This window comes from Sodaliphilus sp. (assembly GCF_045598405.1).
Classification (GTDB): Bacteria; Bacteroidota; Bacteroidia; order Bacteroidales; family Muribaculaceae; genus Sodaliphilus; species Sodaliphilus limicaballi.
In genome coordinates this window covers 1-15,715 of sequence record NZ_JAZLLZ010000198.1, presented here as the reverse complement: position 1 = coordinate 15,715, position 15,715 = coordinate 1, and the positions used below count along the sequence as shown (strand labels likewise).

General features: G+C 48.5%; 8 protein-coding genes and 1 pseudogene. 4 read left to right on the top strand and 5 right to left on the bottom strand.

Annotated features, from left to right (window positions below; all coding sequences use genetic code 11):
* Positions 1-100 precede the first annotated feature (100 nt).
* Positions 101-2,119 (top strand): M13 family metallopeptidase, encoded by a 2,019-nt coding sequence (locus ACKI3C_RS13030; protein ID WP_407405770.1) that lies wholly within the window; start codon positions 101-103, stop codon positions 2,117-2,119.
* Positions 2,120-2,385: 266 nt separating this feature from the next.
* Here ACKI3C_RS13030 and htpG read toward each other — a convergent pair whose 3' ends face one another.
* Positions 2,386-4,431, bottom strand: coding sequence for a molecular chaperone HtpG (gene htpG / locus ACKI3C_RS13025; protein WP_407405768.1), 2,046 nt, complete (start codon positions 4,429-4,431; stop codon positions 2,386-2,388).
* Positions 4,432-4,460: 29 nt separating this feature from the next.
* Positions 4,461-6,614, bottom strand: a pseudogene (locus ACKI3C_RS13020) (ATP-dependent Clp protease ATP-binding subunit); the annotation flags it as partial.
* A gap of 283 nt (positions 6,615-6,897) precedes the next feature.
* Here ACKI3C_RS13020 and gyrA point away from each other — a divergent pair.
* The 3 genes from gyrA (at position 6,898) to ACKI3C_RS13005 (ending at position 11,867) form a co-directional block, all read left to right on the top strand.
* On the top strand, positions 6,898-9,471 hold the full coding sequence (gyrA, locus tag ACKI3C_RS13015) for a DNA gyrase subunit A (RefSeq protein ID WP_407405792.1): 2,574 nt from the start codon (positions 6,898-6,900) through the stop codon (positions 9,469-9,471).
* Between the two features lie 21 nt (positions 9,472-9,492).
* Positions 9,493-10,533, top strand: a complete 1,041-nt coding sequence (locus ACKI3C_RS13010) for a hypothetical protein (RefSeq protein ID WP_407405766.1) — start codon at positions 9,493-9,495, stop codon at positions 10,531-10,533.
* Positions 10,534-10,634: 101 nt separating this feature from the next.
* Entirely contained in the window at positions 10,635-11,867 is a 1,233-nt protein-coding gene (locus ACKI3C_RS13005; protein ID WP_407405764.1) for a hypothetical protein, read from the top strand.
* A gap of 296 nt (positions 11,868-12,163) precedes the next feature.
* Here ACKI3C_RS13005 and lpxA read toward each other — a convergent pair whose 3' ends face one another.
* The 3 genes from lpxA to lpxD are packed head-to-tail and all read right to left on the bottom strand — an operon-like array spanning position 12,164 to position 15,441.
* On the bottom strand, positions 12,164-12,952 hold the full coding sequence (gene lpxA / locus ACKI3C_RS13000) for an acyl-ACP--UDP-N-acetylglucosamine O-acyltransferase (RefSeq protein WP_407405762.1): 789 nt from the start codon (positions 12,950-12,952) through the stop codon (positions 12,164-12,166).
* Between the two features lie 21 nt (positions 12,953-12,973).
* A complete protein-coding gene (locus tag ACKI3C_RS12995; RefSeq protein ID WP_407405760.1) occupies positions 12,974-14,365 on the bottom strand; it encodes a bifunctional UDP-3-O-[3-hydroxymyristoyl] N-acetylglucosamine deacetylase/3-hydroxyacyl-ACP dehydratase in 1,392 nt (463 codons plus the stop codon).
* A 32-nt stretch (positions 14,366-14,397) separates the two neighbouring features.
* Positions 14,398-15,441 (bottom strand): UDP-3-O-(3-hydroxymyristoyl)glucosamine N-acyltransferase, encoded by a 1,044-nt coding sequence (gene lpxD, locus ACKI3C_RS12990; protein WP_407405758.1) that lies wholly within the window; start codon positions 15,439-15,441, stop codon positions 14,398-14,400.
* Positions 15,442-15,715: the final 274 nt, after the last annotated feature.

Below are 15,715 nucleotides of genomic sequence, written 5' to 3'. Positions count from 1 at the left end.
TGGGGTTAATTTCTAGAGCGAGCACTGCAAGTGCGTGTTGTGCGCTAGCAGCGCACTATAATTATGAATAAATAATATTATATAAATATAACAAGATTTTATGATTAAAAAAATTATGACTTCTGTTGCCATGGCTTGTGTTATGTCTATGACAATGAATGCAGGAACTCCTAAGGGTGTGGATGCTGCCAATCTTGATACATCGGTGGCTCCTGGTGAGAATTTCTACAAGTATGCATGCGGAGGATGGATGAAGAACAATCCTCTCGACCCCCAGTATGCTCGTTTCGGTACTTTTGACCAGCTTGCCGAGAACAGCCGCGAGCAAGTTAAGGACCTTATCATGAACCTGGGCACTGGCCATCAGAAGGGTTCTATCAAGCAGCAGGTGGGCGACCTCTATGCAATGGGTATGGACAGCACACGCCTTAACAACGAAGGTTATGCTGCCTTGGTTGCCGACCTTGATAAAATTAAAGCTGCTAAACGTGCCGATTTCACTTCGGTTATTGCTTGGATGCACAATGGTGTGGCTGGCCCCTTCTTTGATTCACAAGTGATGGCCGACCTCAAACACTCTACTGTGAATATGCTTTACCTCACGCAAGGTGGTATAGGTATGGGCGACCGTGACTATTATCTTGAGAATGACGAATCTACCGTAAAGATTCGTAAGGCTTACACCGAGTATATTGCCAAGGTATTCACGCTAGTGGGCGTCAAGAAAGGCGATGCAAAGAAGAAAGCTAAAAATGTAATGGACATCGAAAATGCGCTTGCAGCCGTTGCTATGTCTCGTGAAGAGACTCGTGACTACAGCAAACTGTATAATGTGATGACCGTTGACGAACTTAAAGCAAAGTACACCAACATTGACTGGAACGTTTACTTTGCAGGCGTGGGCGTGAAGAACGTAAAAGAAGTGTGCGTGTTCCAACCCAACTCTATTACAAAGGTTAACGAGTTGCTTGGTTCACTCAAAGAGGACGCTATCAAGGATTACTTGCAGTTCAAATATATCGATGCTGCTGCCAACTATTTGAGTGACGATTTCGTTCAGGCAAACTTCGATATGTATAGCAAAGCGATGTCGGGCAAGAAGGTGATGCAGCCTCGCTGGAAGCGTGCGCTCAACGTGCCCAACACATTGCTTGGCGAAGCAGTGGGCCAACTTTATGTTGCTAAATATTTCCCTGCCGACAGCAAGAAGAAGATGCAGAAACTCGTTGACAACCTCAAGGTAGCCCTGGGCGAGCACATCGCCGGCCTCACATGGATGAGCCCCAAGACCAAGGTTAACGCACTCGTGAAGCTCAACAGTTTCACCGTGAAGATTGGTTATCCCGACAAGTGGCGCGATTATAGCGACATTGATATTGACCCCGCTAAACCTTACTGGACCAACGTGATGTGCGCTCGCATGAGCGAGGCTCGCTTTGAATACAGCCAGCTTGACAAACCTGTGGATAAGGACCGCTGGTGGATGACTCCCCAGACTGTTAATGCTTACTATGAGCCCTCAAGCAATGAAATCTGCTTCCCCGCTGCAATCCTTCAAGCTCCTTATTTCGACCCCAATGCCGATGATGCTTGCAACTATGGTGCTATAGGTGTGGTTATCGGTCATGAGATGACTCACGGATTTGATGATCAGGGCCGTAACTTTGACCACAATGGTGATATGGTTGACTGGTGGACTGAGGAGGATGCTAAGCAGTTCCAAGTACTTGCCGATAAACTTGGCGCACAATACAGTGCTGAAATTGTTGCCGACGATGTGCACGCCAATGGTCAGTTCACAATGGGTGAGAATATCGCCGATCATGGTGGCCTGCGTGTTGCTTACAGTGCATTCAAGAAGACCGAGCAGGGCAAGAGCGAAACGAAGATTGATGGTTTTACTGGTGACCAGCGCTTCTTCTTGAGCTATGCTAACGTGTGGGCTGCTAACATCACAAAGGAAGAAATCCTGCGTCGCACCAAGGTTGACCCCCATTCGCTTGGCGTCAATCGTGTGAACGTGGCAATCCGCAACCTTGACCCCTTCTTCAAAGCATTTGATATCAAGGAAGGCGACAAGATGTATCGCACCCCCGAAGACCGCGTTGCTATTTGGTAAAAAATAGTTTAAGGTGGGTTCTATTAATTCTGGGGTATAGTTATTAATTTTTTCGCTCGCTTTTGAGCCTGTTTTGGCATCTCCGACGGTCTCGACCATCGGTTACGATGCAGTGTAACGACTCCGTCGTTGTCAAAAATCTACTCAAAACATATCTCAAAATCGCCTCGACATAATTAATAGAACCCACCTTAATGTAATTCATAAAAAAGTGGTCGCTTGCTGTTTAGGCAGGCGACCACTTTGTTAATGGGTTGTATTACTGTTTACAGAAGATCTACAGAGCGACGGAGGAAGGTTGAAAGTGCTTCGCCCTTGAGGAGACCATTGCTCAAGAGGGCAATGTCGATGAGCTGGTGCACTTTGTCCTGCCCGGCAGCATAGGCTGCGATTGCTGCTTTCTTCTTATCGCGCAGCTCGTTAGCCCTTGCTTCGTTGTCCTTGAGGTCTTGCTTCTTCTCCTCGGGCACGCCCTTGCCGTCTTTGTCGAGGCTGCGCAATGCGTTGATCACGTTCTCTGTTGCCTCGAGCTCTTCACTGATGGGTTTGAGTTCGGCTTCGAGCGCTTTCTCGGCATTCTCAATTGTGTCCTTGATGAGACGGTGGTTGCTGTTGAGCGTGAGGGTATAGCTGTCGGGGAACTCGCCATAGAAACTCATGCCGGGCTGGAACTGTGCCATTTCTTTCATGCGGCGCATGTACTCGCTCTGTGTGATGACTATGGGTTGGTCGTCGACACCGAGTGCTGCGTAGTTAACGCTGAAGTTTGCCTTGTCGATAGCTGGTACTTGCGACTGGAATAAAGTGTTGCCCAGGTCTTGCTGTGCTTGTGTGAGCTCTACTGCTGTGAAGTTTTCTTTCACGATGAGACGCTCCACGACGTCGCTATCGACACGCACGCAGCGTGTCTTTTCGTTCTTTTGCTCGAGCATTCCCACAAATGGCACGTCGAGTTGTCCGTTCATGAGCAGGACACTGTAGCCCTTGTCGGTTGCTGCCTTGATGTAGGTGTACTGCGCGTCCTTGTCGGTTGCATAGAGGTAGATGAGATTTCCGTCCTTGTCGGTCTGCTCGCCTTCAACGAGTTTCTTGTAGTCTTCATGCTTGAAAAACTTGCCATCGGTGTCCTCCAGAAGGGCAAATTTCATGGCGCTGTCGCAGAATTTCTCATCGCTGAGCATGCCATACTCGATAAACACCTTGATGTCGTTCCATTTCTCCTCGAATGCCTTGGGATCGTTCTTGGCGATTTCTTCGAGGCGTGAAGCGACTTTCTTGGTGATGTAAGACGAAATCTTCTTGACGTTGCGGTCGGCCTGAAGATAAGAACGTGAGACGTTCAATGGAATGTCGGGTGAGTCGATAACGCCTTGCAGGAGCATGAGGAACTCGGGAACTACACCTTCGACGCTATCGGTGACGAAGACCTGGTTGCAATAGAGCTGGATGCGATCTTTGCGTATGTCGAGGTTGTTCTTGATTTTGGGGAAGTAGAGAATGCCTGTGAGTGTGAATGGGAAGTCAACGTTGAGGTGAATCCAGAACAATGGGTCTTCTTGACCGGGCTGGATAGCGTGGTAGAAATTGAGGTAGTCCTCATCTTTGAGCTCGGTGGGCTTGCGTGTCCACAGCGGCTCTACGTCGTTGATAACTTTGTCTTTATCGGTGTCCACATACTTTCCGTCTTTCCATTCTTGCTCTTTGCCGAACACCACGGGCACGGGCATGAAGCGGCAGTACTTGGTGAGCAAAGCGTTGATGCGTGATTGCTCCAGGAACTCCTTTTCCTCGTCGTCGATGTGGAGTATAATCTGGGTGCCGCGGTCGGTTTTCTCGCATTCGCTCATCTCATACTCGGGCGAACCATCGCAAGTCCAGCATACGGCTTTAGCGCCTTCTTTATAAGAAAGGGTGCGTATCTCAACTTTCTTCGACACCATGAAGGCAGAGTAGAAACCGAGTCCAAAGTGACCGATGATTGCATTAGCGCTGTCTTTGTACTTGTTGAGGAACTCCTCGGCGCCCGAGAATGCGATTTGGTTGATGTATTTGTCAACGTCGTCGGCAGTCATACCGATGCCATTATCGGTAACGGTGAGTGTGCCGGCTTCTTTGTCGATGCTCACGCTCACGGTGAGACCCTCGGTAGAGCCGTTGAATTCACCAGCCGAGGCCAGTGTTTTGAGTTTCTGGGTTGCGTCTATAGCGTTAGACACGAGCTCACGCAAGAAAATTTCGTGATCGCTATAAAGGAATTTTTTGATAACGGGGAAAATGTTGGTTGTTGTTACCCCAATTGAACCTTTTGCCATAGTGTTAAAATGTTTATAGTGTTTGATTTTTATTCGTTGGTTTGTAACGCTGGTTCTTTCTCTACATGAGTTACAACCTCGTCGTCGTTCAAGTCGATGACAATAGTGTCGCCCGCAGCAGCCTCTTCGCGGAGCAACAGCTCGCTGAGGGGATCTTCGATGTAGCTCTGAATAGCACGTTTGAGCGGTCTTGCGCCGTACTGCGGGTCAAATCCCAGATCGGCAACCTTGTCCTTTGCCGCAGGAGTGATTTTGAGTATGAGCCCGTTTTGTGCAACGCGATCGTAGAACGACTTGAGTTCGATGTCGATGATGCGCAGGATGTTGTCGTGGTCGAGCGAACTGAACGTGATTATGTCATCGACACGGTTGAGGAACTCGGGAGAGAATGAACGGTTAAGTGCCTTGCGGATGACGGCGTCGCTGCGTTCGCGAGTGATGACCGATGTGTTGAAACCCACGCCGGCGCCAAATTCCTTGAGTTCGCGTGTACCTATGTTGGATGTCATGATGACAATAGTGTTCTTGAAGTTGACCTTGCGACCCAGGCTATCGGTGAGCATGCCCTCGTCGAGCACTTGCAATAGCATATTGAACACATCGGGGTGAGCTTTTTCCACTTCGTCGAGAAGGACGACAGAATAGGGGTGACGGCGCACTTTCTCGGTGAGTTGTCCGCCCTCTTCATAGCCCACATATCCCGGAGGCGCACCCACGAGTCGCGACACATTGAACTTCTCCATGTATTCGCTCATGTCGATGCGTATGAGAGCATCGGGAGAGTTGAAAAGAAATTCAGCGAGACGCTTGGCAAGCAGCGTTTTACCTACGCCAGTGGGACCAAGGAACATGAACGAGCCGATGGGGCGATTGGGATCGCGCAGTCCGGCACGATTGCGGCGGATGGCGCGCACAATCTTGTCAATAGCTTCGTCCTGGCCTATGATGAGTTTTTTGAGTTCGTCACCCATGCCAAGCAGTCTGATGCCTTCGGCTTGGGCGATGCGTTGCACGGGAACGCCTGTGATGAGCGCAACAACCTCGGCAACATCGGCCTCATCGACTACCTCACGCCGTGAGTCGAGTTCTTCTTCCCACTTTTGCTTGGCATATTCCAATTCAAGTTTCAAGCGTTCCTGCTGGTCGCGGTAGTTGGCCGCGCTTTCGAAATTTTGTTCCTGCACAGCACGGAACTTATTGTCTTGGGCAATGACAATGCGTTCTTCAAGGTCACTGATCTCCTTGGGTACAACAACTTTGGAAATGTGTACGCGTGAACCAGCCTCGTCAAGGGCATCAATAGCCTTGTCGGGGAAGAAACGGTCACTGATGTAGCGGTCGGTGAGTTTGACGCAAGCTTCTAAAGCCTTTTCTGTATATGAGACGCCATGATGTTTCTCATATACGTCCTTGATGTTGTGGAGAATTTCTAATGTCTCTTCGGCCGATGTTGGGTCAACGATTACCTTCTGGAAACGACGCTCGAGTGCACCGTCTTTCTCAATGTTCTTGCGATACTCGTCGAGAGTCGTTGCACCGATGCATTGGAACTCGCCGCGTGCAAGCGCTGGTTTGAGCAGATTGGCCGCATCCATAGACCCGCTGGCATTGCCAGCACCCACGATATTGTGAATTTCGTCGATAAACAGAATTATATTAGGGTGCTTGGCGACCTCGTCAACGATGGCTTTAACACGTTCCTCAAACTGCCCGCGATACTTAGTTCCGGCAACGACCGATGCCATGTCGAGCGACACGATGCGCTTGTCCATGAGCACGCGAGCGACCTTGCGGTCGATGATGCGCTTGGCCAGGCCTTCGATAATAGCACTCTTGCCCACACCGGGTTCGCCGATGAGGACAGGGTTGTTTTTCTTGCGTCGGCTGAGTATCTGCGCCAGTCGTTCAATCTCTTTTTCACGTCCAACGACAGGGTCGAGCTCATCGTTGGCAGCGGCACGGGTTATGTCTTTGCCATATTTGTCAATGACAGGTGTGTCATTATTGTCACCCTTTGTGACATTTCGTCGCTGTGTGTGCGTTTCATTGCCAGAGGGGACAGGCTGAGACTGGTCACGGTCGTCGTCGGCCAAGTCGTCATCCTCTTCCTCTTCCTCGGGATAGTCTAATCCTGCAACCGGCAGCGGAGTGTTGAACCGCTTGCCATATTGGATTGCATTGGTATATTTAATTTTTTTCATTGTCTCTTTAAACTTATATTACGTTGCCGTGTCAAAAAGGAAAATTGAGGCATTTAAGGGCCAAAACATCCTTGTTGCAAATATTTATAGTAGAAATGCAATAATTGTGCCATGATAATTGCAAAATAGTTGTGGCAAAAGCGATGAGATGTGAGGAAAAATGCTTAAATTTGTAAGTTATTTATAATATAGTGGCATTCGTGCTAGCCTTGGGCCATAGAGAGCCTGCGGTGCGGTGTCGCAGAATTGATAAATTTTTAAGTGAATTATGAACAGTGATCGTATTTTAGAGATCAATATCGAACAGGAGATGAGGCAATCCTACATCGACTACTCTATGTCGGTGATTGTGGCCCGTGCCTTGCCTGATGTGCGCGACGGTTTCAAGCCCGTGCACCGCAGGGTCCTCTTCGGTATGGCGAAGTTGAAAAACTTCTCAAATGCACCTTACAAGAAGTCGGCCCGTATCGTGGGTGATGTGCTCGGTAAGTACCATCCCCATGGCGACTCGTCGGTTTACTATGCAATGGTGCGTATGGCCCAGGAGTGGGTAATGCGTTATCCTCTGGTAGATGGCCAGGGTAACTATGGTTCAATCGATGGTGACAGTCCTGCTGCGATGCGTTACACAGAGACCCGCCTTGACAAGATGGGCGAGCTTATGATGGATAACCTCGACGAGGATACTGTTGATTTCGAGCCTAACTTTGACAACACACTCTCGGAGCCTACAGTTTTGCCAACACGTTTCCCTAACTTGCTCGTGAACGGAGCATCGGGTATCGCTGTGGGTATGGCCACCAATATGCCTCCTCACAATTTGAGCGAGTGTATCGACGGTTGCGTGGCACTGCTTGAGAACCCCGAGATGGAAGTCGAGGACATCATGCAGTATGTCAAAGCTCCTGATTTCCCCACCGGTGGCATCATTTATGGCTACCAGGGCGTGAGAGACGCATTTGAAACCGGCCGTGGACGCATAGTTGTGCGTGGCAAGACTGAAATTGAGAGCGAGCATGGACATGACAAGATTATCATCACAGAGATTCCTTATAATGTGAATCGTCGTGAACTCATCATGTCAATAGCACGCTTGGTTGAAGAAAAGAAGATTGAAGGCATCAGCGATGTCAACGATGAAAGCGACCGTCACGGTATGCGCATCGTGGTTGACGTGAAGAGAGACCAGAACGCTAATGTCATCATCAATAAATTGTATAAGATGACCGAGTTGCAGTCATCGTTCAGCGTGAACAATGTGTGTCTGGTTAACGGACGCCCGCAGACGGTGAACTTGAAGCAACTCCTGCAATATTTCCTTGACCATCGCCACGATGTGGTGATACGTCGCACAAAGTTCCAGCTCAAGAAGGCTCAAGACCGTGCTCACATCCTTGAAGGACTCATTGTGGCAAGCGACAATATTGACGAGGTAATTGCAATCATCAAAAGCAGCAAGACCACCGAGGAAGCGATGAGCCGCTTGGGCGAACGCTTCAGTCTGGACGAAGTGCAGACGCGTGCAATCGTGGAAATGCGTTTGCGCCAGCTCACTAACCTGGAGCAGAACAAGCTGCGCAACGAGTTGGAGGAAGTGATGAAGCAGATTGCGTTCCTGGAGTCAATTCTCAACGATCCCGCCGTGTGCCGCAAGGTGATAGAGGACGAGCTGATCGAGGTGAAGGAGAAATTCGGCGACGAGCGCAAGACCGTTATCGAATACTCTGCCGATGAGATGAACGCCGAGGACTTCTATAGCGATGATCCCATGATTATCACTATCTCTCACTTCGGTTACATAAAGCGCACTCCGCTGAGCGAGTACCGTGCGCAGAACCGTGGTGGTGTGGGAGCCAAAGGCAGCGACACCCGCGACGAGGACTTCATCGAGTTTGTATATGAGGCAACTAACCACAACTACATGCTGTTCTTCACCGAGCAGGGCCGTTGCTACTGGTTGCGAGTATTTGAAATTCCCGAGGGCACAAAGAACAGCAAGGGACGTGCTATCCAGAACTTGCTTAACCTGGGTCCGGAGAATCGCATCTTGGCATTCGTGCGTGCTACCAAGCTGCTCGATCCCGAATACAATGAGTCGCATTACATCATGTTTGCCACAAAGAATGGCATCGTGAAACGTACCAGCCTTAAAGACTTCTCACGTCCACGTGCTACCGGTGTGCGTGCAATCAACATCCTTGAAGATGATTGCCTCGTGGGCGCAGTGATGACTGAAGGCGACAGCGAGATAATCCTTGCTAACCGCAATGGACGCGCAATACGCTTCAATGAGAGCAAGGTTCGTGTGATGGGCCGCACCGCTACCGGTGTGAGAGGTATGACTCTCGACGGCGAAGGTGACGCAATCGTGGGCATGATCTGCATGCGTGCCAACACCCAGGATGATGTTCTTGTAGTATCGGAACAAGGTATGGGTAAGCGCAGCAAGCTTGAGGATTATCGCGTGACCAACCGTGGCGCGAAGGGTGTGAAGACAATGAATATCACAGAGCGCACAGGTAAACTTATCTCAATACGCAATGTGAACGATGAGAACGACCTTGTGATCATCAACAAGAGCGGTATCATCATTCGCCTGCGTGTTAAAGACCTGCGTGTGATGGGTCGTGCAACCCAGGGTGTTCGCTTGATTAACCTTGAGCGCAAGAACGATGAGATTGCATCAGTATGCAAGGTTGATACAGAGCCCGAGGCAACCGATGAGCAAAGCGTGGAGCATGCATTTGACGAGGTGGTTGAGGACGTGAACAATAACACAACCGACAACGCTGCCGGAAACGATGGCGTTGAAGAGAATGAGAATAATGTTGAACAATAACCAATTTAAACTTATAGACAGATGAAAAAATCAATTCTTTTCTTAGCATGTGCTTCACTGCTTGCTGGCAGTGCCGCAGCACAGGATGCAGCATCTTTGTTTGCACAGGGTAAGGCTGCAATCGAGAAATATGACAAGATGAGTGCAGATTTCCAGCTTCAGCTGGTGAAGGACAAGAATGCAGAGGATGTTACAGCCAAGGAACGTGCCGAAATCTTTATGCAGGGTGTTGACCTGTTGAAGCAGGTGCTTGCATGTGACACAATCATTGAGGTTGACAAGAAGACAGGCGAACCCAAAATCGACAAGAAGACAGGTAAGCCCAAATTCAAGACTAAATTCTCGGCTGAAGTTGTTTCAATCCTCAACGGACACGTAGGAGACTATGGCCCCATTGGTGATGCTTACTACAAAGCTCAGGATTTCCAGAAGGCTTTTGATGCTTATGATCTCTATGCTAAAGGACTTCAAAGCGACGCCTTCAAGGATCGTGTTAAATCTTCTGATGTAGGTCAGGTATTGTTCATGCAGGCTTATATGGCATTTAACCTGAAGCAGTATGAAACAGCTTATGATTTGTCAAACAAGGCTGAGGCTATGGGCTTCGAGAGCACTGACATTTCGGTTGTGAGAAACAACAGTGTTGCTCTGTTTGTTGAGCAGTGCGTAAACGAGAAGGCCATTGACAAGGCAAATGCTTTTGTTGACAAGTGTGCTGCTGAAAAGAACACAGGTTTCCTGCAGTATCTCAAGGGCTTTATCGTAGAGCAGGACAAGGGTTTTGAAGCTGCCGAGTCGTTCTACCACAAGGCTATCGAACTTGACCCCAGCAATGCAATGGCACAGTTGCGCTGCGGCGACTGCCTCTACAAGAAGGCACAGAAGATTATCGACGAGAATCTTGACGCTAGCAACAAGCAGCTTGCTCCGAAGTTGATTCCCCTCTTCGAAGAAGCAATTCCTTACTTCGAGAAGGCTAAAGAGCTTGACGACCAGTGCAATGCACAGGCTTATCTTGATGATATCCAGTACAAGCTTGAGCTTCTCAAATCGGCAAAGTAAATTAATTTAGATTTATATTGACGCTGCACACGCAAGTCGTGTGCAGCGTTTTCCATAGGGGAAAAATTACTTAATATTCTTATAACAGTACATATACACTTGTGAAACGCATATCATTAATTACATTATTTCTTTCAGTCGCAGTTACATTCAGCGCAATGGGGCAACATCGTGTGCTGGGTGAGGTAAAGAAAAAACTCAACTCGTTGTCGCTCACTGCCGACACTTATAAAGGTGCATTAACAACTCTCAAACCAGCCCTTTCTCACGACGAAACGAAGGAAGTGGCTGAGACCTGGTATCTGCAAGGTAAGTTGCAGTATGGTTACTATGACCGTTGCATGGATGCGAAAAGCGTGGGAAAGAAAGTTGATGTGAAAGCGATGGGACATGCTCTCATCGACGGATATGCTGGATTCTGCAAGGCATTGTCGCTGGATACTATTGTTGAAGTTGATAAAAAAGGTAATGCCAAAATTGACAAGAAAACAGGTGCTCCTAAATTCAAGACAAAGTATTCGGGCGAAATCACTAGCAAGATAGCGTCACATCACTCCGACTATAATACCGCGGGCGGAGATCTGTATAACAATAAAGACTGGAACGGAGCATTTGATGCATGGGAGATATTTTGCACAATCAACGACAATATTACTCATGCCCTGGCCGATACCGTGATAGGGCAGGTGAGGTTTTATCAGGCGCTGGCCATGTGGCAGAAGGGTGAAAATAAAAGTGCAGTTGATTATTTTGCCAAAGCCCGTGCAAAGGGGTACTGCAAGAAAGAGTGTTACGACTATGCACTAGTGTGCTTGTCGGCAATATACGATGAGCGTGGAATAATCTCACTCGCGCGTGAGGCTTATTCACGGTTTGGGGCATCTGAACCGCAGTTTGTGCGTGTGCTGATTAATGACAATATTAACAACAAGGAATTTGACAAGGCTGGTAAGTTGCTTGACGAGGTAATTGCCGAGAATGACCATGATGCCGAGATATTTAACCTCAAGGGGTTGGTTGTTGAGCAGAAAGACGGAATGGAGAAGGCGTTGCCTTTCTATCAAAAATGTATAGAACTTGATCCTGAGAACTCACAAGGTCATTTCAACGTGGGGCGTTATTATTATAATGAAGCGACAATGGTGTCCGAGAAGTTTCCTCGTCTGTCGGGACGTAAGCTGGCAGAGAAAGCAAATCCGCTTTACCGCAATGCTTTGCCTCACTTTGAAAAGGCATATGAACAGGACAAATCTAACGAGGACGTGAAAAACGCGCTTCGCAATATTTATTATAAGCTAGGAGAAGGAAAGAAATTACAGCAGATTGAGAAGTAAGAGGTTTTGGGGTTCAAATCAGCTGTCTTGGAATCGTTAGTGTCCGGAAAAAAGAAAATATTTTTTATTGCTTCGCATAGAAAATGGCTTGCTCGGCAAGCAAAATATAAATACCTGATAGATAGAGAATTTTTATTTTGTGGACAGAGTCCACCATTTTAAGGGAGATTCGCTGGTCGCGGCACGGGCTAATGTTGTGACTTTTAGCGGACACTAATATCTTGGAATACTATATTATAGAATAAAAAAGGGCATTTCCGAAAGTGGAGATGCCCTTTTATGATGATTTTTTGAATTTAGATTCCGATGCGCACGATGCCGCGTTCGCTAGCGCGGACAAAGTTCACGATTTCGTCGCGTTCGGGGGAAGCGGGTATTTCTGCTTCTATTTTAGCCAAGGCATCCTTGGTGTTGAGGCGTGACAGGTACAGTGCGCGGTACACATCCTGTATAGTGTAAATTTGCTCCTTGGTGAAGCCCCGGCGCTTGAGACCCACAGCGTTTACACCTTCGTAAGACAACGGGTAGCGACCTGCCATGACGTAGGGCGGGAGGTCTTTGTTGACCAGCGAACCGCCTTGCAGCATGACGTGCTTGCCGATGTGAGTGAACTGATGAACAAGTGCCCCGCCGCCCACTACTGCCCAGTCGTCGATAACAACTTCACCTGCGAGTTGCACAGTGTTAGACATGATGACGTGGTCGCCCAGGCAGCAATCGTGTGCCACATGGCAGTATGCCATGATGAGGCAGTTGTTTCCAATGACGGTTTTGCCCTTTGACGCAGTGCCGCGGTGAATGGTAACGAATTCGCGGATAGAGGTGTTGTTGCCGATGATGGCCACTGTGTCCTCACCCTTGAATTTGAGGTCCTGGGGGATGTCGCTTACCACTGCGCCTGAATGGATGTGGCAGTTCTTGCCGATGCGGGCACCTGAATGAATAGTGACGTTGCTGTCGATGATTGTTCCGTCGCCTATCTCTACATTAGCGTCGATGGTAACGAAAGGACCTATCTTGACGTCTTTGCCGATGACTGCATCAGGATGAATGCTTGCAAGTGGTTGTAACTCTTTGTAATCCATTATTCTATATGAACGTATTTGTTATTTATTCTTAATGATTTGTGCCATGAACTCGGCCTCGCTCACGATTTTCTCTCCCACGAAAGCATAGCCCTTCATCACTGCGCAACCGCGCCTGATGGGTGTCATGAGTGACAGATGGAAAATGAGTGTGTCGCCAGGAACGACTTTCTGACGGAATTTCACGTTGTCAATTTTCATGAAGTAAGTTGAGTAGCGTTCGGGTTCGTCAACCTGGCTTAGAACGAGCAGACCACCCACTTGTGCCATAGCCTCGACTTGCAGCACACCAGGCATGACAGGCTCGGTGGGGAAATGGCCAGTGAAGAAAGGCTCGTTTCCTGAAACATTTTTCACGCCCACGATATAGTTCTCACCTTTTTCAATCACCTTATCAACCATTAGGAAGGGGAAACGGTGGGGGAGCATAGTGCGTATCTTGTTCACGTCGAAGACTGGAGCCACGTTGGGGTCATAGACGGGAGCCTGTATGTTCTGTGCGCGGAGTTCCTTGCGTATCTGCTTGGTGAGTTTAGAGTTGATAGTGTGGCCTGGGCGAGTTGCGATGATGCGTCCTTTCACGGGACGGCCTATGAGTGCGAGGTCGCCGATGAGGTCAAGCAACTTGTGGCGTGCGGGCTCGTTGTGGAAAGCAAGAGCCTTGTTGTTGAGATAACCCAATTCTTCTACATTCTTGTGGTCAACCTTCATGAGGTCGGCAAGTTTGTCAAGTTCTTCTTGCTTCATGGGGGTGTCGTGGATGACGATAGCGTTGTCGAGGTCTCCACCCTTGATGAGGTTGAGCTCAACGAGTGGCAGAACCTCACGAACGAAAACAAACGTGCGGCTAGCAGCGATCTCGTCCTTGAAGTTATCCATTGAGTCGAGCGATGCAAACTGGTTGTTGAGCACGGGTGAGTTGAATTCTATCATTGTGTCAACTGAAAATTCATCATCGGGGAGCATGATGAGTGACGAACCAGTCTCGGGGTCGGTGACTTTGATGCGTTGCTTGACGATATAGAATTCCTTATCGGCCTCTTGCTCAGTGAAGCCTACTTCTTCAATCTTGTTGACATACTCTATTGCGCTGCCATCGAGGATGGGTAGCTCGGGGGCATTTACCTCGATGAGGCAGTTGTCGATGCCTGCTGCATAAAGAGCAGATAGTGCGTGCTCGATAGTGCTCACGCGTGCATCTTTGTTGCCACGTGCAGCAATCACTGTGCCACGTGTGGTTTCAATTATGTTTTCGGCAACAGCCTCGATAGTGGGCTGTGCTTCCATGTCGATTCTCTTGAATACATAACCTGTATTTACCTCAGCGGGTTTGAAAGTAGCATCAATTTGAAGGCCAGTGTGAAGACCCTTGCCGCTCAGTGTAAATTCACTGCTTAATGTACGTTGTTTCATTGTGATTTTAATATATGTTTCGTTGATGTTTTTTATTCTTTTTCGTCACGCAGTTTAGCGATTTCCTTCTTGAGAGCCTTGATGTCGGCAGTCATCTCGCCTAATCGCTTGAAGTAAACCTGCTGACGTGCAAATTCGAGAGCGTTGATAGCAGGAGCACCGAGAAGACGCTGCTTGTCGCCCACGCTGTTAGGCACACCGCTCTGAGCGCCTATACCGTTGTAGTCGCCCACGGTGATGTGTCCGGCAAAACCTACCTGTCCGCCAATCATGTTATTGCGGCCAATCTTGGTTGAGCCTGCGATACCCACTTGCGCAGCCATCACGGTGTTCTCACCAATCTCAACATTGTGTGCCACCTGGATGAGGTTGTCGAGTTTCACGCCTTTCTTTATGACGGTAGCACCCATTGTAGCACGGTCGATAGTAGTGTTGGCGCCGATTTCCACGTCGTCTTCGATGATGACGATGCCCACTTGGGCGATCTTCTGGAAAGTGCCATCGGCTTGCGGTGCTTGTCCGAAACCGTCACTGCCTATTACTGTGCCAGAATGTATCATGCAGCGGTTGCCAATCTTGCAACCATGATATATCTTTACGCCAGGGTAGAGGACCACATCGTCGCCCAGCTCAACACCGTCGCCCACATAAACCTGCGGGTAAACCTTTACATTCTTTCCCAGTTTCACATTTTTCCCTACATAGGCAAAAGCACCCACGTAAGTGCCCTCGGGGAGTTCTACACCCTCGCTGACAAAAGCTGGTTGCTCAACGCCCACACGCTTGGGTTGCATGAGGCTATTCACGTAGTTGAGCAGTTGTGCCAGGGTTGCGTAAGGATCTTCTACTCGAATCAGTGTGGTCTTTACTTCTTGCTCGGGCTTAAAGTCATTGCGCACCAGGACTGCCGAAGCCTGGGTTTCATAGATGAAATGAGTGTATTTGGGGTTAGCGAGGAAAGTGAGACATCCTGCCTGTGCTTCCTCAATTTTTGCGTAATTATTGATGACGACGTTGCTGTCACCATCTACGGTTCCGCCCACCATTGCAGCAAGTTGCTGTGCTGTTATTTCCATTATCAAGTTTTATTTTCTTTTAATTTGCAAATTTCGTAAAAATTAACGAGATAGGCAACTTTTAAGGCTATAAAATCCAGTTGGGCGAGTGTTTTCGTTGCGATTTCGTTATGTCCTGGTTTTATTACTTACTTTAACTCAACTTTAGCATTTGATAATAAATATTGCTAATTTATTGTCCGGCAGGACAATACCTGAATAACCCCCACCGCCGAACGAAGTGGCGGTGGGGGTATAGTATCAACAAGCAGATGCGTCCAGTAGGACGCTAATC